17 protein-coding genes and 2 pseudogenes are annotated in these 18,329 nt (G+C 44.4%); 6 read left to right on the top strand and 13 right to left on the bottom strand.

Going from position 1 to position 18,329, the window contains the following annotated elements:
• The first annotated feature begins 214 nt into the window (after positions 1–214).
• Positions 215–2,836: an N-acetylmuramoyl-L-alanine amidase family protein gene (locus GKG41_RS23280; protein WP_154258355.1), complete on the top strand. Its 2,622-nt coding sequence runs from the start codon at positions 215–217 to the stop codon at positions 2,834–2,836.
• 96 nt (positions 2,837–2,932) lie between these two features.
• Here GKG41_RS23280 and GKG41_RS09915 read toward each other — a convergent pair whose 3' ends face one another.
• The 9 genes and pseudogenes from GKG41_RS09915 to GKG41_RS09955 form a co-directional block, all read right to left on the bottom strand.
• Positions 2,933–3,955 carry a sensor histidine kinase gene (locus GKG41_RS09915; protein WP_154258356.1) on the bottom strand — a complete coding sequence of 341 codons (1,023 nt, stop codon included), beginning with the start codon at positions 3,953–3,955 and terminating at the stop codon, positions 2,933–2,935.
• Entirely contained in the window at positions 3,952–4,623 is a 672-nt protein-coding gene (locus GKG41_RS09920) for a response regulator transcription factor (protein WP_154258357.1), read from the bottom strand. Before GKG41_RS09920 ends, GKG41_RS09915 begins: the two co-directional genes overlap by 4 nt.
• Positions 4,624–4,644: 21 nt before the next feature.
• On the bottom strand, positions 4,645–6,753 hold the full coding sequence (locus GKG41_RS09925) for an ABC transporter permease (RefSeq protein WP_154258358.1): 2,109 nt from the start codon (positions 6,751–6,753) through the stop codon (positions 4,645–4,647).
• Positions 6,743–7,510, bottom strand: coding sequence for an ABC transporter ATP-binding protein (locus GKG41_RS09930; protein ID WP_154258359.1), 768 nt, complete (start codon positions 7,508–7,510; stop codon positions 6,743–6,745). The genes GKG41_RS09925 and GKG41_RS09930 overlap by 11 nt, the downstream gene beginning before the upstream one ends.
• A gap of 141 nt (positions 7,511–7,651) precedes the next feature.
• A pseudogene (locus tag GKG41_RS09935) lies at positions 7,652–7,899 on the bottom strand (phage portal protein); the annotation flags it as partial.
• Between the two features lie 10 nt (positions 7,900–7,909).
• Positions 7,910–8,125 (bottom strand): type II toxin-antitoxin system RelE/ParE family toxin, encoded by a 216-nt coding sequence (locus GKG41_RS09940; RefSeq protein WP_154258360.1) that lies wholly within the window; start codon positions 8,123–8,125, stop codon positions 7,910–7,912.
• A gap of 32 nt (positions 8,126–8,157) precedes the next feature.
• Positions 8,158–8,385 carry a type II toxin-antitoxin system RelB/DinJ family antitoxin gene (locus GKG41_RS09945; RefSeq protein WP_154258361.1) on the bottom strand — a complete coding sequence of 76 codons (228 nt, stop codon included), beginning with the start codon at positions 8,383–8,385 and terminating at the stop codon, positions 8,158–8,160.
• Between the two features lie 370 nt (positions 8,386–8,755).
• Positions 8,756–9,250, bottom strand: a complete 495-nt coding sequence (locus GKG41_RS09950; RefSeq protein ID WP_072852925.1) for a CarD family transcriptional regulator — start codon at positions 9,248–9,250, stop codon at positions 8,756–8,758.
• Positions 9,243–9,680, bottom strand: a complete 438-nt coding sequence (locus GKG41_RS09955; protein WP_154258362.1) for a hypothetical protein — start codon at positions 9,678–9,680, stop codon at positions 9,243–9,245. The genes GKG41_RS09950 and GKG41_RS09955 overlap by 8 nt, the downstream gene beginning before the upstream one ends.
• Between GKG41_RS09955 and GKG41_RS09960 the strand changes: the two genes are divergently transcribed.
• Positions 9,662–11,278 carry a zinc-ribbon domain-containing protein gene (locus GKG41_RS09960; RefSeq protein ID WP_154258363.1) on the top strand — a complete coding sequence of 539 codons (1,617 nt, stop codon included), beginning with the start codon at positions 9,662–9,664 and terminating at the stop codon, positions 11,276–11,278. The genes GKG41_RS09955 and GKG41_RS09960 overlap by 19 nt on opposite strands.
• On the opposite strand, the gene GKG41_RS09965 is transcribed toward GKG41_RS09960, so the two are convergent.
• Together GKG41_RS09965 and GKG41_RS09970 are read right to left on the bottom strand one after the other, a co-directional pair.
• Positions 11,260–12,090 (bottom strand): DNA-formamidopyrimidine glycosylase family protein, encoded by an 831-nt coding sequence (locus GKG41_RS09965; protein WP_154258364.1) that lies wholly within the window; start codon positions 12,088–12,090, stop codon positions 11,260–11,262. The two genes, GKG41_RS09960 and GKG41_RS09965, sit on opposite strands and share 19 nt — an antisense overlap.
• Before the next feature lie 94 nt (positions 12,091–12,184).
• Positions 12,185–12,502: pseudogene (locus tag GKG41_RS09970) on the bottom strand (GNAT family N-acetyltransferase); the annotation flags it as partial.
• Positions 12,503–12,834: 332 nt separating this feature from the next.
• On the opposite strand from GKG41_RS09970, the gene GKG41_RS09975 reads away from it, so the two are divergent.
• From GKG41_RS09975 to GKG41_RS09985, 3 genes are all read left to right on the top strand, one after another.
• Positions 12,835–13,758 carry a LysR family transcriptional regulator gene (locus GKG41_RS09975; RefSeq protein WP_072852917.1) on the top strand — a complete coding sequence of 308 codons (924 nt, stop codon included), beginning with the start codon at positions 12,835–12,837 and terminating at the stop codon, positions 13,756–13,758.
• Positions 13,759–13,874: 116 nt separating this feature from the next.
• Positions 13,875–14,429 (top strand): hypothetical protein, encoded by a 555-nt coding sequence (locus GKG41_RS09980; RefSeq protein ID WP_154258366.1) that lies wholly within the window; start codon positions 13,875–13,877, stop codon positions 14,427–14,429.
• A 109-nt stretch (positions 14,430–14,538) separates the two neighbouring features.
• Complete coding sequence (locus GKG41_RS09985; protein WP_154258367.1) at positions 14,539–15,135, top strand: S24/S26 family peptidase; 597 nt, start codon at positions 14,539–14,541, stop codon at positions 15,133–15,135.
• 20 nt (positions 15,136–15,155) lie between these two features.
• Here the strand turns inward: GKG41_RS09985 and GKG41_RS09990 are convergent, their stop codons facing one another.
• Positions 15,156–15,626 carry a hypothetical protein gene (locus GKG41_RS09990; RefSeq protein WP_154258368.1) on the bottom strand — a complete coding sequence of 157 codons (471 nt, stop codon included), beginning with the start codon at positions 15,624–15,626 and terminating at the stop codon, positions 15,156–15,158.
• Positions 15,623–16,591 carry a uroporphyrinogen decarboxylase family protein gene (locus GKG41_RS09995; RefSeq protein ID WP_072852909.1) on the bottom strand — a complete coding sequence of 323 codons (969 nt, stop codon included), beginning with the start codon at positions 16,589–16,591 and terminating at the stop codon, positions 15,623–15,625. The genes GKG41_RS09990 and GKG41_RS09995 overlap by 4 nt, the downstream gene beginning before the upstream one ends.
• A gap of 161 nt (positions 16,592–16,752) precedes the next feature.
• Between GKG41_RS09995 and GKG41_RS10000 the strand changes: the two genes are divergently transcribed.
• The gene (locus GKG41_RS10000; RefSeq protein WP_154258369.1) at positions 16,753–18,279 is read left to right on the top strand and encodes a helix-turn-helix domain-containing protein; all 1,527 of its coding nucleotides are present in this window, start codon (positions 16,753–16,755) and stop codon (positions 18,277–18,279) included.
• The last annotated feature ends 50 nt before the right edge of the window (positions 18,280–18,329 follow it).

The following is an 18,329-nucleotide window of genomic DNA, read 5'->3' on the forward strand; positions in this document are numbered from 1 at the left end:
GATTTTGGGACGTGTTCTTTCTAGAAAGAACACGTCCCAAAATCAACCCGCCCTGTCCCTTTTTACTTTAAATGTAATTGACTCTAACCAGCTAACCCCGTATAATTGTCTATATACATATAGGTAAGGTATATTTTAATCGAACAATTTATTTATACCACATTATACTGTCTGCAATATCATCTGCAGATCTTGTATCGAAAAGGGGGATTTTATGAAAAGAAAAAGACAACACATGAAAACGCTGTATCTGGCATTCACTGCCGCAGTCTTCCTGGCTGTTCTATGGGCGGTTCCTGTTCTGGCAGGCTCTGCGCCGGCACATGCAGGTGCGCAAATCAGTGCGGAGAATGTCCACAGTCTTACTATTCAGGATTCTGTTACCTGCAGTGACGGCAATACGCTGGTATTTGACAGAGATTTTGCCGAAACCTCCGGCGGGGAGAGGTTTTATTTTGCTGATGTGAAAATAGCAGCGGGTTCACCTTATTATTTTGCCCCTGTCACCCAGGAGGGCTGGACATTTACCACCGGCGACATATCCGGTACCGCCCCGGATCAAGATCTGGTTTTGGTCTTTCATTACACGACAGATCTTACTTCTGAAGAAGTTACCTATGATTATTCGGATGACTCTTACATACCTGAAAGCCGTACCGGCAAAGCAGTGAGAACACTGCAGTTCGAGGCAGAAAGAAATGGCGAACCGTGGCCCGGTATTACACTTAAAACAGAGAGTCCCATTGCCCTGGGTAAATACCCGGGCAGTTATGTACCAGACAGCTCTGCGGAGGAAATGGAATGCTATGAAGAGACAGAACCACTGTCTTTTGTCACCGGAGAGGACGGACGGAACAATCTTGTAACAGAGTTTCCTGCAGCCGGAGAGTCCGGGGATACTGCTTATTATACGATCCCCCAGCTGCAGCTCTCTTCCACCATTACCATGATTTATAACAACGGGATCGGTACGCTCAAAGACCCCTATGGAAATACCTATGGAGGATATTCTCTATATGAACCCTCAGATTCCTTGCCTTCCAGTACTGTCATCAGTGTATTCAATGGGGAAAACGAAAAAGCACTGCAGGCTTCTGTCTCTCTTTCCTACGAAGAAAATACTTACTACTTTACAAGTGATAATGAATCAGATAATTTCTGGCTTCCGGATACTTCCTTTATAACAGAATATATAAAGAAAGGCTGCTCACTGGATGTGGAAAACACGTCAACCGGATCCACGGTCATTGCTGAACTAAATGCAACATATGTAAAGCCTTCAAACCCCGGCTCAACAACCAAACCCCCTGTTAAGTGGCTGATAACCAACAAAGGCCAGCGGCGGTATATCCGCCCGGACGGCACCTACCCCATAAATATGTGGGAATGCGTTGACAGTACCTGGTATTACTTTAACAAAGACGGCTATTGCGTCAGAGGATGGCAGTACCTTCACGGAAAATGGTATTATATGAACTCTGTTGGCGCCATGCAGACCGGATGGCAAAAAATAGACGGTTCCTGGTATTACTTCGACAGTTCGGGAGCCATGCAGACCGGATGGCTTCTTGACGGCAAAACCTGGTACTTCCTGGACAGCAGCGGTGCCATGAAAACCGGGTGGGTGCAAACAGGCGGTTCCTGGTATTATTTTGAACCCTCCGGAGCGATGAAAACCGGGTGGCTAAAAAACGGCAGCTCCTGGTATTTCCTGAAAAATTCGGGAGCCATGCAGACCGGATGGCTTCTGGACGGCAAAACCTGGTACTTCCTGGACGGCAGCGGCGCCATGAAAACCGGATGGGTGCAAACAGGCGGTTCCTGGTATTACCTGGAATCCTCAGGAGCCATGAAGACCGGGTGGTTTAAGCAGGGAAGCACCTGGTATTATCTCACCGGCAGCGGTGCCATGAAAACTGGGTGGCTTCTTGACGGCAGCACCTGGTACTACTTCAATTCCAGCGGAAAGATGCAGACCGGATGGTTAAAACAGGGGAGAAACTGGTATTACCTTACTGGCAGCGGCGCCATGAAAACCGGATGGTTCCGGCAGGGCAGCTGGTACTATTTCCGCACAGACGGAACGATGGCCACCGGATGGTATCTGGATAAAAATACCTGGTATTACGCTAACAGCGGCGGTGCCATGCAGACCGGATGGCTTCGCCAGGGAAACACCTGGTATTATCTCACCGGCAGCGGCGCCATGGCCACCGGATGGTATCAGGTCGGCGGCACCTGGTATTACGCTGACAAGAGCGGAAAAATGTTGACCGGATGGATCAAAGACGGCAGCATCTGGTATTATCTTACTTCCTCCGGTTCCATGGCAAAAAACCGTTGGATCGGCAATTACTATGTGGGAAGCTCCGGTGCCATGTATGTATCGCGCTTTACCCCTGACGGCTTCTACGTAAACGGATCCGGACAGTGGATCCCCATCTCCGGCAGTGAATTCAAGCAGGACGGCCTGCGTTTGGTATCCAGCTACTTCTATCTCACGCTTCCTGAGTCATGGGCCGGCAAAGTGGCTTATTATTCAGAAAAAGATTTCTGGGGGATATGGTATAATGAGACCGCTTCCTCTGCAGAAGGTGAGATATCCGCTGATATCCTGGATGTCTTTGCCTTCAATAGTGAAAGTGAAAGCCTTGCAGGACTCACAGAACTTGAAAACACCAGGAACCATGGACAGCATGCAGGACGATGGTTTATATCCGGCAACAGCACCTCAGATACTATAGATATCAGTATATTTACTCAGGAACAGCAGGAGGAGATTCAGAAATTAAGGACAGAAGCCTCATCCATCCTTGATTCCATCGTGTTCAGATAAGCTTAAATTCGATTTTGGGACGTGTTCTTTCTAGAAAGAACACGTCCCAAAATCGATCTGCCCTGTCCCCAACCGCTTTCGCTACTTATTCCCTATTTAGTTTCTGTCCATTGTGAGTACAGGAAAATGTACCGATATTTTAAAATACCTTTTATATTCAGACTCAGCCTCCAACTTCAAGTTAAGATCATCTGCCATTTTCTTAGTCAAATACAATCCCATGCCAGTAGCTTTGTTTCTGCTGTCAGTGGAATCACCAGTAAAACCTTTTTGGAAGATATAAGGGAGATCATAACTTTTTACACCATTACCATTGTCGGTTATAGAAAGCACAATTTCAATGCCAGTATGCTCTGCTGATATAATAAGCATAGGGCTGTCACTGCTATATTTAATGACATTACTGATAATTTGCCCTAGCATAAATTGAAAGCCCCTGCGATCTGTAAAAACTGTTTCAGCTCCTATTTCATTTTGAACGGTAAACTGCTTTTCTTCGAGAAGCGGAGCATAATCTGCCAAAACTTCTACCAAGAGATATTGTAGATTTAATTCTTCAAACCGATAATCTTTGGTACTGCTTTTTAATCTGGCATAGTAGAGCATCTGTGAAATATCCTCTTGAAATTGATTGCACACATAATCTAATTTAGTTTGAATATCAGATGGGATCTCATTTGCTCGATTATCTAAAATCATGGCAAGCAAAGACAGCGGTGTTTTGGCTTCATGTGCCCAGCTTTCCACATATTCCTCATAATCCCGGAGTTCTTCTGCAAGATTATATTGGATCAACTGTCCTTTTCTCAGAACGGAAGCTAAAAGCTGAATTTGTTCCCTTTCCTGCTGACTGACTGCTCTAATTAGTCGTTCTTCATTGACTGCATCTGGATTTGAAAGGAACGCTTGAAACAGACTTTGTTTCCTCCGCTCTTTTAAATCGGTATAAACCAGCACCAAAGCAAAAAGTGTCAGGCTCCACAGCAAAATCATACCTGCTAATGCCTGAAATGCCTGAACATTGGAAAGCCAAAGTAATAGCGCAGAAAAAATACTTGCAATCAATAACACGAGCAGCCATGGGGCATTTCGTTTTATAGTAGTCCAAAAATGTTTCATAAGTCTACCGCTCTTTCCAGCCGATAGCCCACACCGCGAACTGCCACAATTTTTTGTCTCATTCCCAATGCTGCCATGGTCTTTTTTAATCGGGACAAATTTACCTGTAAAGCATTTTCGTCAATGAACTCCATTGTCCCCCAGAGAGTTTTGCAAAGTTCCTCCGATGTTGCCATGTCACTGGAGAGAAGTGCTTCCAAAAGTTTCCCTTGATTTTTGGGAAGTACCACCGAAGTGTTATGAATATAGAGAGTATAAGTTCCCCGATCCAACAAAAAATCCTGTCCTTCCAGAAGATTTGGACGGCCTTCATATCGTTTAAGAATATTAGTTATCCTTGCAAGAAGCCGCTCTTTACGGCAGGGTTTTGTTAGATATTCATCAGCTCCCAGCCGAAGCGCTTGCAGTTCATCCTGCATCTGATCTCTGGATGTCAAAACCAGAACAGGGATGGCTGTTTTTTGTTTCAAATCCTGACAAATTTGAAATCCGCTAATTCCGGGGAGATTAAGATCCAAAAGCACAAGGTCAGGAATGAGGACTGTTAAATGTTTTACAGCATCTTCAAAGACCGTCACTTCTAATGCCTCATATCCTGCCTTTTTTAGCATACTGCAAAGTTCTTCCCGCATATAAATTTCGTCTTCCACAACTGCAATTTTTTTCATAACAGCCCCGCCTCCTTTCTTTTATTCTTCTCTTTGTGGCTGCATTAACGTCAGCAGATACCGATCACTGGAACGCTTAATAACAGCCATGTAAATATATTCAACTACACAGAGCAGCATAATAATAATTGCAGAGATAGTAAGCATTTTTCCCTGAATACTTTGTGCTTCTGCAGAGAGAACACCAGTGAACAGCGCTTTAACCCCGAACACACTACTGATAGCGGCAACTAAAACAGGAAGCCCCATAAACCAGTTAATTTGTTTTCTTGCAGAATGACACAGGGTTTGATATGTAGCTCCAAGTCGTGCCAGGGTTTGATATCTGCGCCCTGTCCTCTGCTGACTCATTAAAAACTGAACTCCCATAATCGTGTTGGATACTACCAAAAAGATAATAGCAAGATAACTTGTAATATAACTGGCGGCCACCATATAAAAGAGCTGCCTGCCCATGTTTTGGAGATAGCTTTCATATTCAAAGCCTTTTCTTTCTAAATCAAGGGTATCTAACTTTTCATTGATTATAGAATAAGCGTTCATCAATTCGCTCCCCTTAGTTGCCTCTTCACTTAACACACCATTAACATAAACATCATAATTTCCTTGTGTATAGTAAAAGAATTGTTCATCTGGTAAAATCAGAGCAAAATCAAGAGTAATGGAGCGATCCGTCACTAAAGAAACGGATTGTACTTTACCAACCAGATAAATAAGATTACTGTCCATTTCAGTTTGAGGATGTGTGGCAAGGATCTTATTTAGCATAGCATTTCTTGTCTCATTTGTTGTACTATCAGGATCACGGTACACTGCCGCTTCATCAGAGGCAAGTTCTAAAACAGGCTTACCGGCTAACTCCAATAGTTTATTATAGTCTGAAAGGCAGATTATATATGGATAGTCCGCATAGCCTAGATTGTTCAATAGAATATCACGGTCTTGCGACTCCGGCAGTTTATACAGTGATTCCATGACAGACTCCATGTTGAAAACATTTTCGGTTTTACCCGTACTGTAAATGTGCCCCAATCTTATTGGAAACAATTCTGAAAACTGATTTGTGAGTCCATTATCTTCCAGTATGGTCTGTATGCCTGGGAAAATTTGAGCAGGGACTGGTTTATTATCAAACACAATATTATCGTTTAGCTTAAAAGTATAGTCCAGCGTATGCGCATTCGATTGGCTGCTTGTATTTGCAATTCCAATTCCTGCACCAAAGAAGCATAAAGCTGCTAAAATCAACATAGAACTAACAGCTAAAGAAGTAGACTGCTGAATAACATTCTCCTGAATTTGACGGAAATTAAAAATGCGAAGTTTCCCGCCGGATTTTCCTGCCTTAATGAGCAGCGCGATAAATGATCGCATACCATAAAACAGAAGAATAGTTCCTGTCATGCCAAGCAGCAGAGTAAGTAACATCATGGTTGGTTTCTGCCATGCGATCCCTTTAATTGCCATAGCATAAGCAATTACCAGCATAGCAATTCCGCAAACAGAAGAAAGTCCGTAAACAATCCCTGGTTTTTGCTTTTTTGCATTACGAGATGTGTTTGTCAAGAGAGCGCCTATTTCTTGACGGCTGATATTCCCGCTTAAAATTAAAAATGCCATCAACTTGATAACCAAAAATCCAATAACAGTCAGAACCACAGCAGGCAGGGAAAGGGTAAAGCGATGCCCGATAATTCCCATTCCGACCAGTTTGGCAGTAATAAGACTAATCATTTCAGAAAGCAGGACTGCCACAGGAAGCCCAATCAATAAAGCCAGAATACTACTGACAAAGTCTTCTGCCAAAAGCATAGAAAAAAGTTTACTTCTGCGCATACCCATCATCAAATAAACACCGAACTCATGCCTGCGGCGTTCCAGCTGATACTTGCAGGCAAAGTAAATCAAGAAAAACAGTATTCCTAAAGTCATTGTATAGAATACCGGGATCATGAGCAATAGTTTATCTACTGCATCGCTCTCCATTTTCCGCAGGAAGCGCATTACGTCCTGATTAGAGATAGAAAGAATAATGTAAAAAGCTATTATGGAAATTACCAGCGAACTAAAAAACAATCCGTTTTCCTTTCGGTTGCGTTTACTATTTCTTAAAATTAAATTAGAGAACATTACAACTGCCACCTCCCAGCTGAGCCATGACCTTTAAGATACGCTCGTAAAAAACCCGCTGGGTTTCGTCCCCGCGCCGGAGTTCATGGAAGATCACGCCATCCTGAATGAATAGTATTCTCTTGCAAAAGCTGGCGGCGTTGGAATCATGGGTCACCATTAGTATAGTAGCCTGTTCGTTCCGATTAAGGCCAGAAAGTTTCTCCATAACATTCTTCGCGTTTTTGGAATCCAAAGCGCCTGTGGGCTCGTCGGCAAGAATCATTTTAGGATGGAGGATCATGGCTCTGGCGGCTGCTACACGCTGCCGCTGACCGCCGGACATCTGCATCGGAAATCTATCTAGCACATCAACAATTTCTAAATATTCCGCAAGTCTTTTCAAACGCAGGCGGCTTTCTTTTTCAGGCAGATTGTGAAGTGATGTAGGTAATAAAATATTTTCACAGCCAGTGAGATTGTCCAATAATTCAAAATTCTGAAATAAATAGCCAACCTTTTTTCCCCTGTACTCTGCCAGCTCCTTTCCATTAAGAGAACTGAGATTATTCCCTTCTATCGCAATACTACCGCCACTGGATTCAATGACCGTTGCAATACAGTTAAGAAGTGTAGATTTTCCCGAACCGCTGCTCCCCATAATACCAAGGAACTCACCTGGCATGACCTGAAAGGTAATGCCATTCAGAGCCTTTGTTTGGTTGGGGATATTTCCATAAATCTTTGTTAAGTTTTCTATATTTAGAATGGGTTCCATTTTGCTGCCTCCTATGTTTTCTATATAAAATGATAACATAAGGTTTCCTAAAATAACACTTACAGTCCATGTAAGGTTTCATCAGCACAACTTGACGCCGACGCGTTCGCTGCAAAGTCCCAGTCAAAGGTTTCCTGTTAAGGAAGTCATCTCCGGGTTCAGCTCATCATGGAGCAGATGGTACAGCGAATGGTCATACACCCTCTCTTTTCCGTTATCCGTATAACGGTACACCTGACAGGCAGGAATGCTACGGTTTCTGCAAGAATCCGCACACAGGAATACACCGCCGTGATCTGCATGGCCGGCCGCTCATTCACATATTTTCCGTTGGCACTCCTTTCAAAAGATATAGAAAAAGAAAGCACCCCTGAAGAAATGCTTCCCATTCCCACTATATTATATTGTCGTATTTCTCAACTGCACATCTATGTACGGTTCTTTTTCATAAAGTTTAAACTTTCCTGGCATATCTGCCAATTTCAAAATGTTTTCTTTCAGACGGTCAAGCTGCCCTGCCGCATTTTCCGGTTCCACGAGGCTGAATGCAATATACTCATAAATCCCCCGCAAATCAGAATCTGCCTGTTCTGTAAGGGCTATATGGTATATCATAGGCCATAATCCTTACGGATTTCCGCAAACGCCTACGCCGCCGGTTTTGTTTTGCTCTGCACAAAATCCGTATACCCTTTCTCCAGTTCCTGGTTCATTTCTGCTTCTGTCAATGCACCGGCTTCTAGAGGTTTTGCGGCAGGCAGCTTCACATCAAAGGGAATCCCCCTTTGCATGACCACCTGTTTTAAAAAAATATTAACCGCATTGGACACCGGAATCCCAAGTTGTCCAAGCACACTCTCTGCCTCTTCTTTCAGCCCCGGTTAATTAAATTTTTTATATCTGACAAAGATTTCCTTCTCGACATTGTTCAGATTATATCCTAAAAATCAAAATCCCTCTGTCATCATAAACACTTCCGCCAATAATTTCTTCATTTCGTATCGCCCGGTCAAGCGCCATCACCGTTGCCACAGCCCCGTCGATCCTCTCCGTAGACTTCTCCCTATCCGTCTATATATACCTGCAATTATTGTTCTAATTTTGTAGTCCATAACCGTCTACTGCAACTTCCAGAAAAATAAGCACCCCGCTTTCGCGCAGAGTGCCTACTGTCCTATTATATTTAATTACCTTTTAATCTCAATCTGAATCCATTTTCCCGGCAGTCCCGTTTAAATAGCCTCTCTAATTCTCATACAGCACAGACATCTTTTCCTTCACCTGATCCACTGAGCTGTTAAATACTACCGCCAGTTCACCCAAGAGTATTTTTTCCACCCGTTTCAGGTTCTTATCATCATCTGCATTCAGTTTCTTACCTATCGCTAATCTTCTGTGTTCTTCCTGCTTAATTCCTTTGAGCATACGAAAACAGCCGCCGCACTCGCTGCTTTTCAGAACACCCTGATACTCTCTGTCTCTGGCTCTGCTGTCCTTATCATATAAACTGTCCAGATCCCTAAGTTCAGACAAATAACTCTCAGCTTTTTGTCTGCTGATCAGGTTACGCATAGAAATCTTATTGCTGGATGTTTTCACATAGATCGTGCTGCCGTCACTGCAGGCCGGCTCCAGACTATAATATTTCTCATTGGAATCCAGAAAGTCCAACTGGCCGATACTGGCAATCCTATATACGCCTCTGTCTCCATATACTACAAAATCATTGACTTTAAACAATATAAACACCTTGCTTTCTTAAAAGTCCCAAAAAGGGAAAAACTGTTTTCATAAGCATTGCAATGCTATCAAAACAGCCGGTTACTTTATCATTATAACACATTTTTTCAGAAATTTCTATCAAAATGTTCATCAGCCGGAACAGCGGGCGGAAACGGCAGCATACCCGCACTGTAAAAAGGATATTGATTCCACATTTTGACAAATTCCCCGTAATACGGTAAAGTTTTATAGTAAGAAAATCCGTAACAGAAGAGGACATCCTATGAAAGCAAAAATCACGTTTCAGGACTGGTGTGTCAGGAACCAGGAGCAGCAGCTTCTCCAGTTCTACCAGCTGGGCGGCAACCCCATACCGGCGGATCAGCTGGGAAGCTCCGCGGGAAAGGACATCACACTGCAGTGTCCGGTATGCAGCCTGCAGTGGCACACCACACCCAACCATCTCACACGCCCGGGCGAAAATATGACTGCCCCTACTGCAGCCACAGAAAGGCCAGCAGCTTTTATAACCTGGCAGAAGCCTTTCCCGAGCTTCTCCGGTATTGGGACGAATCCCGCAACACAGAGCCTCCCACGCTCTACACCCCCAAAAGCCATGCATCGGTCCACTGGCGCTGCAGAAAAGGGCATACCTGGACCAACATAATCAAGGAACAGGTCCGATCCGCAGAACGATGCCGGAAAAATGGCGGAGAAATCTGCCCTTACTGCAGCGGCCAGCGGGTCTGCCCCACCTACAATCTGGAAATCCTGTATCCTGACGTTGCCTTCCAGTGGAATTATGTGAAAAATGAGGGAAAAAAGCCATCTGACTTCCATCCCTTCAGCCAGGAAAAAGTATGGTGGACCTGCGAGTTTAACCCCTCCCACATCTGGACAGATAAAATCAGCAACCGGACAGCGCTTCTTCGGGGATGTCCCCAGTGTTCCAGGCAGTTCCGCATTTCATATGCCTCAAGAGCCATCTTCTACTATCTGTCCCAAATATTTCCCGGCTGTGCCTGTGAGGTTCCGTTCCGCGACAGGTATATTCTGGACCTGCTGCTGCCGGAAGAAAAAATTGTGATAGAGCATGACGGTTACTACTTTCACAGTTCCGCCGCGGCAGAAGAAAGAGCACGGCGCAAGGATTTCCTTGTGAAAAAAGAAGGGTATCGCATGATACGGATACGGGACTCGAAAGAACTCACAGAGGGGATTCACTATGCCGATCATGTGATCACTTACCCCTGGAGCGAACAGGACGATTATCTGGATCAGGGCATTTCCTATCTGCTTTCTCTTCTTACAGACATAGCCGTCACACCCAATCACAAGAAAGATCACTGGGAAATTGAGCGGAAATACTATCACGAGAGAAAAAAGCGTTCCCTGGCTGTGCGATATCCCCAGCTGGCACGGGAGTGGAGCCAGCAAAACAAAGAAGATCCGGATACGGTGCCGGCGGGCAGCGGCAAAAAAGTATGGTGGAAATGTCCGGACTGCAAAAGAGAGTATGAGGCTTCTGTCATAAACCGGACACAGCACGGTTCCGGCTGCAGCTATTGTTCCAACTACAAGGTTTGTGATTCTAACAGCCTGGCCGCCCGGCGGCCTGAGATTGCCGGGGAATGGAACTATGAAAAGAACGGCAGCCTGACACCGGAACAGGTTCTGCCGGGTACGGAAAAGAACGTATGGTGGAGATGTGCCCGGGGGCATGAGTGGCCTGCTATGATCTACAGCCGCACCGGCCCCCGAAAAAGCGGATGCCCTTACTGCAGCCACCGCAAAACCGCCCCTGAGACCTCACTGGCTTCCCTGAATCCGGATCTGGCCAGTCTGTGGGATACGGAAAAAAATCACGGCCTGACGCCTGAGGATGTCACCCTGAAATCCAACAAGCCTGTCTGGTGGAAATGTCCCCAGCACCATTCCTTTCTGCGCTCTCCCAACAGCCTGCAGAAATGTCTTCCGGAAAACCGTTGCCCGGAGTGCAGGAAAAAGAACGGGCAGCCTTCCCGCCCCTACTTAACCAGCGGCTGACAATCCGGACAGTAATACACAGACCCGCCCATATAGCTTTCTTTCACAATCTGCCCTCCGCAGCAAGGACAGCCGCTGGTCTGCGTGTTTCTGGACATAACAGTGGCATACCCGCCGGTCTGTCCCAGCAGATTTTTCTCCGTATCCCGGCCTCCTTTCTCTGCCATCTCCCCCAAAATCTTTTTCACACTGGCAAGCAGTCCCAGCAGCTCCTCCCGGGAAAGTGTCACCAGCTTTCTCTTGGGGTGGATGCCTGCGTAAAACAGGATATCCTGAAGCGTGCCGTTTCCCAGCCCTAGGAACCTCTGCTGCGTAGCCAGAAAAGCCTTTGCACTGGTATTCGGCTTCACCGACTCAGTAAGCTTCAGAAAATATTCTTCCGTGAACCCCGGGTCAAGGGGCGTAATCCCGGCCCGGTTTTTCAGATAATATTCATTATCGAACTCTCCCTGATGGCAGGCAATCCCCCCGTACATGGCAACGGTAAATACAAGTGCGCTTCCGTCATCAAACGCGATCAGAAGCTGATATTTCTTCGGCGGTTTTTCCCCTTCCTCAAGAAGCCGTACATTGACCCCATCATTGAAATTGAGGTATAACCCTCCCTCAAATGTAATCTCAACAAAGATTCCATAAGCATCCGCACGCTCCACTGATTTTCCTTTTAATAAACTGTCGTATGCATTCACATCCCCATGAAACCAGCAGAACTTATGCGGCGCGGACGGGGGACAGACAGCTGCTACAGTTTTGCCCAGTATATACTGATTCAGCATACTGGCATAGGTGATGGATTCCGGTAATTCTATCATAACTTCTCTCTCCTTTATGTCTTTGATCCCATTTTAACATAGAAACCATGACAACTGTATGTACCCTTTACAGTTCCATGTAAGTTGTCTCAAATTATTGCAAACGGCAAAGCATTATATATTCTTCCTCGTTTTCATCCATAATTACAAATCCCGTTTTCTGATACATTTTTACAGCATAATTTGCTTTTTGCACCGCAAGTGAGGCTTGTTTATACCCTCTGTCTTTCAGAATACGGAGCATTTCTCTCATCAAAGCAGTACCTATTCCCAATCCCCTATAATCTTTATACAAGGAAATGGCAAAGGACGGAGTGTCGTTGTCTATATGTCCGTAATCATTCATAATGCGTACCCAAACTGCACCAACAGCCTTGTTATCAACTTCTGCAGCCAAGCCGATATCGTCGCGCAAGCTGTCTTCTCCCTCTGACATTGTTCTGATTCTATAGTCCATAGCTGCCTCCTGCAATACCAATTTGTTAATCTGATTCTTCTATTCTACCACATATCCGGGAGTGCAGAAATAATGCTTTTCACGCGGGATTTCCGTGGAAGTCTGTCCGCCCCTGCTTCTGGCCACGCCGGACGCCGGGAAAAAGAATACTCCCAGTCACACCTAAATAGCAGAATTACTTGCTTATCCTCTAATAAAAAGGTAGAATGGATACATGTGTGTCTCAGGCACACCTTAAATATAAATAGAATATGCCTGTCCCTCTAAAGGCGAACCGGAGAATACCAATGGAGTTAAAATTTTTAAAATATTTTGTTGAGATAGCCGAACAAAAAAGCATGAGAAAAGCAGCTGACCGGCTCTATGTCACACAGCCTAACCTGACACGGGCCATGCAGAGCCTTGAGGACGAGATGGGCACTAAATTATTTGTCCGCACAAATCACGGAGTTACTCTGACCACAATCGGGGAAAGTCTCTATTTTTATGCCCATTCCGTGATAAGCCAGATGAATGAAATAGAATCTTTGAAGATGAAAGATAAGGAATTTGAGCAGAATAAAATGGCTGTTTCTGTTGGAAACATCGTATTAAAGGATGAAATAATGCTGCATTTTTATCAGAATCTGCAGACCAGACATGCAAATATATCCATACATGAGACATCCGTAGAACGAGTCCTGGAGCATGTAGCCGGCCTGACGTCAGAGGTGGGGATAATCGTTGTGAATACCAAGCAGCTGGCAATACTAAAGAAAATCTGCGATATCAAAGAACTGGAGCTGCATGAAATTGCCTCCAGCCCTTACTACGTTCACGTAGGGACGCAAAACCCTTTTTATCAGGCAGCACATATGAATCCAAAAGATCTTCTCCCCTTTACCTATGTACATCTGCCGGCTGACTACTTTGCTAATATTAATCAGCTTATCTCGCTGGGTGAGATTCGATTAAGTGATTTTGAAAAAACAATTGTAATTAATAATTATCACGGAATTGTCAATCTAATTAAACGCACAGACGCCTTTATCTTCGGTGGAAAGTGGCAGATCGAAGAGCTTGGGAAAGGTCATATCGCCAGTATCCTTCTGGATTACTGCGAAGATTTGGAAAAGAAGCTTCTCTGGGTGAAGCGAAAAAAAGAAATTTTGTCAAAACAGGCGGAAGAATTCCTGGAGATCATTCAGGATAATTACGGCGATACTCCTTAGGGATCCGCGATAACCCCCATTTATCGCTGAGGCATGAGAAACAAGCATTAGTCAAGACTAAATTCCTCCAGTATAATGAAGACAGATTAAAAAAAGAATGTCTAGGAGGACTACATATGTTTAAAAAATTAGGAAAAAAACAGTTATTAGGTATTTTAACAGCTGCGGCAATTGTTGTAACGACAGTTGGATCTTTCGCAGTGTGGGATACTCTCAGCGCATCGAAGAATGCCAGTTTAACATTAGATAAGCCTGTTACCGTAACAGCAGGTGCGGAAGATGTTACATTTACGGCCGGAGCCCGTACGTTGGAAACTGCCAATACCTATACGGCAGACAATTTAAAATTTGATGTCAGCATGGGAGACAACGCAGTCACAAATCCGCAATTAGCATTAGAAACAAAAGTCATAATAGAAGAGAATTCCACAAAAACGGACGTTACAGATGCATTTACAATCAGCTTAAAGAAGGCCAATACAGAATTAACAGGCGGAGTTGATACAACTGTCAAAGATGGTGAAAACCTTTATACAGTGGTACTTACTCCAAATGAGCCAAGTGAACCAAATAGTAACCCAAATTATACAAAGGTACTGGAAGCAGCAACTGCTGGCACGGCATTAAAGGTTGAAGTAACCGGAACATTAAGCGCGGGATCTGGAGAGTAAACAATCCCTTAATTAGCTTATATACATAGAGAAATACCATCTGATGATGGTATTTTTTCTTTCAACCACGTAATACAATGCAGACAGTGCATTCATTAGGAGATCTGACATGAAAAAGGCCCTCAAGCACATATGGAATACTGCATTCGGCATCATTGCCGTTCTGCTCATCCTCTACATAGTGGGAATGCACTTTTTCCCAGACCAATTAAAAGATTTTGTCGGCTACCAGACCTTTGTGGTTCTCACCGACAGTATGGAACCCACTATACCCGTGGGTTCCCTGGTTTTGGATAAAACAATTGATAAGGATCAGGAGATCTCTCCGGATACCATTATCTCCTTTCATGTCAACCGACTGGGCAAGGACGCTGTGTTCACCCACTATTTTAAGAAAAAGGAAGTAGACGACACCGGCAGAGAGCGGTACTACACCCAGGCGGAGAACGCTGACCGCTATGACGACTACGCTACCTACCGGGAAGATCTCCTGGGCACCTATGTGTTCCATATCCCCTACGCGGGCAGGTATGTCCAGTTTCTGCAAAGCCCCTTTGCATTGCTGGAGCTTGGACTTATCATGATTATCTCCATCATCTACCATATCCTGTGGGCAAAGTTTGATCGGGAAGAGAAGGCAGCCCAGTGCGCAGAGTCCCAGGAACAGGAAATCACTGAAAAGACCGATAACAAGAGAGTCTCGTAGTCTGCCCGCCCAATATGTACCTATATCGCCTTCATACACTTTTGTGCAAGCTTCAGGCAAATCGGTTTTGTAAAAAAACTGACAAAATAGGCCACAATCCAAACAGGCACATAGCAGTCAAGAATGCCCGGTATCAAAGCCTGCAGCGGCGCATGACCAAACAGACATACATTCACATAAGTCATGACAATAATCAGCGCCGTTGTATTAATGGTATTTACAATCAGGTTCACCAGTGCGTTATATTTCCAGCTTCCTTCTTTTGCGCCGCATGCGCTGGCAAACCGCATGCCCCAGGGTACGCTGGGAAAGATCAAACCAATGAAAAACCCCGTCACATATCCAATGGGAAGATTTAAAAAGAAAGATTTCCAGTCAAACGCCGGGGCTGCCCCGCTCCAAATGGCCAGCTGCTGCACAAACCAGCAGAAAACAATGGTCATAGGAATATTCATAAATAAATTATTTACAACTTTTGTCGTCTTCGTCATCCGTTACTCCTATATTTCTTCCATTCATCTTCTATGAACGCTAAACGATCATCTCCTACAAGTACGCTGTTTCCCCTCTCGTTAAACATCACCGGACATAATATAAAACCTGGATATCTACCATAGGTATCCATACAGCGTCTTGTTTCCGCTCTCACTGTCTCTTCTGTCGCTGTGATAAAGCTCGGTTCTCCCTGGGAATCCCATCCCCCTTCCACAACAATACGCCCCTTATAATCCTGCAGTATTTTTTCAATATTATTAGAAATCTGCGCACTGTGCCAGGCCTGTACTCCTATATCAACGTAATCATTCAGAACGTCCTCGCATTTACCGCAGGTATGCATCTGAAAAATCAGGCCCCGGGAATGTACATACTCTACAATCCTTTTGTGAAATGGCTTTAACACCTTGCGGTAAGTATCCAGCGATATGAACAAAGAACTCGATGTGGCAATGTCTTCAAAATAAGTTACCATATCCGGGTTATAGGCATCAATTGCCCTGCCCATATAATCAATCACATACTCCGTCAGGTATTCAAATAAATCCATGCATCGTTCCGGTTCACTGGCGATGGCAATCAGTCCCTCCATAAACCCCATAGTATTTACCAGACGCATAAATAATCCGTTCTGACAAAACAAAGTTCTGACCTTGTTAGAGGAATCTATCATGCCATATTCCATTTCAGCAAAACGTTTAAAGTCATACACACTCAGGTCCGGACGTTTTATATACTTTTCCCACTCACAGATATCGTCAAAAAGGGTAAAGCCGGAAGCTACCATTGCGCCCTCCCTGCTCTCTACCCACGGAACGCCAAATAAATCCTTTCCTCCCTTCATCGGTCCGTCAAAATCTCCGGGGATCATTCCAACCAGTTGAATTGCATCTGTTGACAGCGGCACGTATTCCGGCTTTCCCCAATGCAGCACTTCCAATGCGTTCTCTCTTGCAGTCATATTTCTGACTCCTTTCATGCTTATTTTGTACCAATTATTGTTTTTAACAGTAACTTGATTACTCAAATTATATCAACTATAATGGTAGTATCCTACATTTAGAAAGCACAAGATTCATTCTATAATTCGGCATTTTATACGAACTTTGGAAAGGAGCCCTTATGGAGCTTAACCTGCAAATAATTGCCTCCGATATGAAAGATATTTGTCTGAAATCTCATTTCCTTACTTCCTACGATATACGCAATCTGCGTTATCCCTGCTTTTATCAGGAAGGAAGGCCCCTTGATCCTACTGTTTTATATCTTGTAACCCAAAAGCAAAACATGAAAAAACCTCCGGAAACCGGCATTCTGTCTTTTCTATTCCTGCAGCAGCCTCCGGATATTGTCTGTTCCTCCTGCAACTGCCTTATCATTCACCCAAACGTTCCGCCCGAAGAGCTGCTGGTCAGACTGCAGGAACTCTTCGCTTACTATCAGCAATGGGAAAACCAGCTGTACCTTGCCTCTATGAAACAATGCAGCCTCAGCGAATTCGGAAAACTCTCCCTGAAAATATTCGATAATCCCATTCAGTTCTATAACCAAAAAACATTAAACTGTGTATTTGCTGTAGCGGATTCGTCGCGATATAACCTGCCTGACAGTTTTCCATCCGTGGATGAAAACGGCTATATGAGCATGGAGCATTTACTGAATTTAAAACTGGAAAATGTACTTGATACCCTGGCAGTCCGTCCCATGTACATCAAACGGGACACCCTTACTCTCCCTGCTATTATGCAGGATATTATCATTCAGCATTCCCATATTGGAAGGATCATTGTCCTTGAGGTGCACAAGCCGCTGGATGAAAGAGATATGGCACTTGTCATGGTACTCACAGAGCACATCCGGCAGTTTCTGCTGCATAATCCTGCGCTCTACGGTGCACATTCCCGATACATAGACCGTACGCTTTCCAGGCTTATCTGCGGGGAGCATGTTAAAGACGCCACTATTGTATCCGCGCTGCAGTTTCTTGAGTGGGAGCCGCAGCATGAATACTTTTGTCTCACTGCCAAACTGCCGGAATATGATCACAGCAGAAATTCACTGCACATGTTAGCGGTCACAATCAGCAGCATCACAAAAAGCAACTGTTTTTTAATCCATGAGGATTCTTTAATCTTCCTCTTCAATTTAACGGTATCAGGTTTGACAAGGGACGAACATCTGAAAACACTGCTGCCTGTTCTTCGGGATAATCTTCTTAAGGCAGGCATCAGCACCCCGTTTAATGATTTCAAACAATTATATAATTACTATAAGCAGGCTTCCATAGCCCTGCAGACAGGGGTGCAATCGGATCCTTCCTTCTGGTATTTCCGCTTTGAAAACTACGCTTTAAAATATATGGCGGCAAAGATTTATCAAGATATGGAACCCACCGTACTCTGTCCGGAAGGTCTGGTTCAGTTAATAAAGTATGACCGCAAAAAGGACAACCACTATGTACATATATTAAAAACATATCTGGAATGCAATATGAATATCAGTGAAACAGCTAAACGACTGTACATGCACCGAAACACCCTACTATATAAGCTGGAACGCATAAAGGAAATTCTGGGAGTTACTTTGGAGAAACACGAGACAAGGCTTTTGCTTATGCTGGCTCTGTATATCCTGGAAAATCCGGCATAGATAAAAGAAAGGGAAGGGTGTGGCTCATCTGAGTCTCCCCTTCCCTATGC

Origin of the sequence: Lactonifactor sp. BIOML-A5, from assembly GCF_009677585.1 — a bacterium.
Taxonomy (GTDB): domain Bacteria; phylum Bacillota; class Clostridia; order Lachnospirales; family Lachnospiraceae; genus Lactonifactor.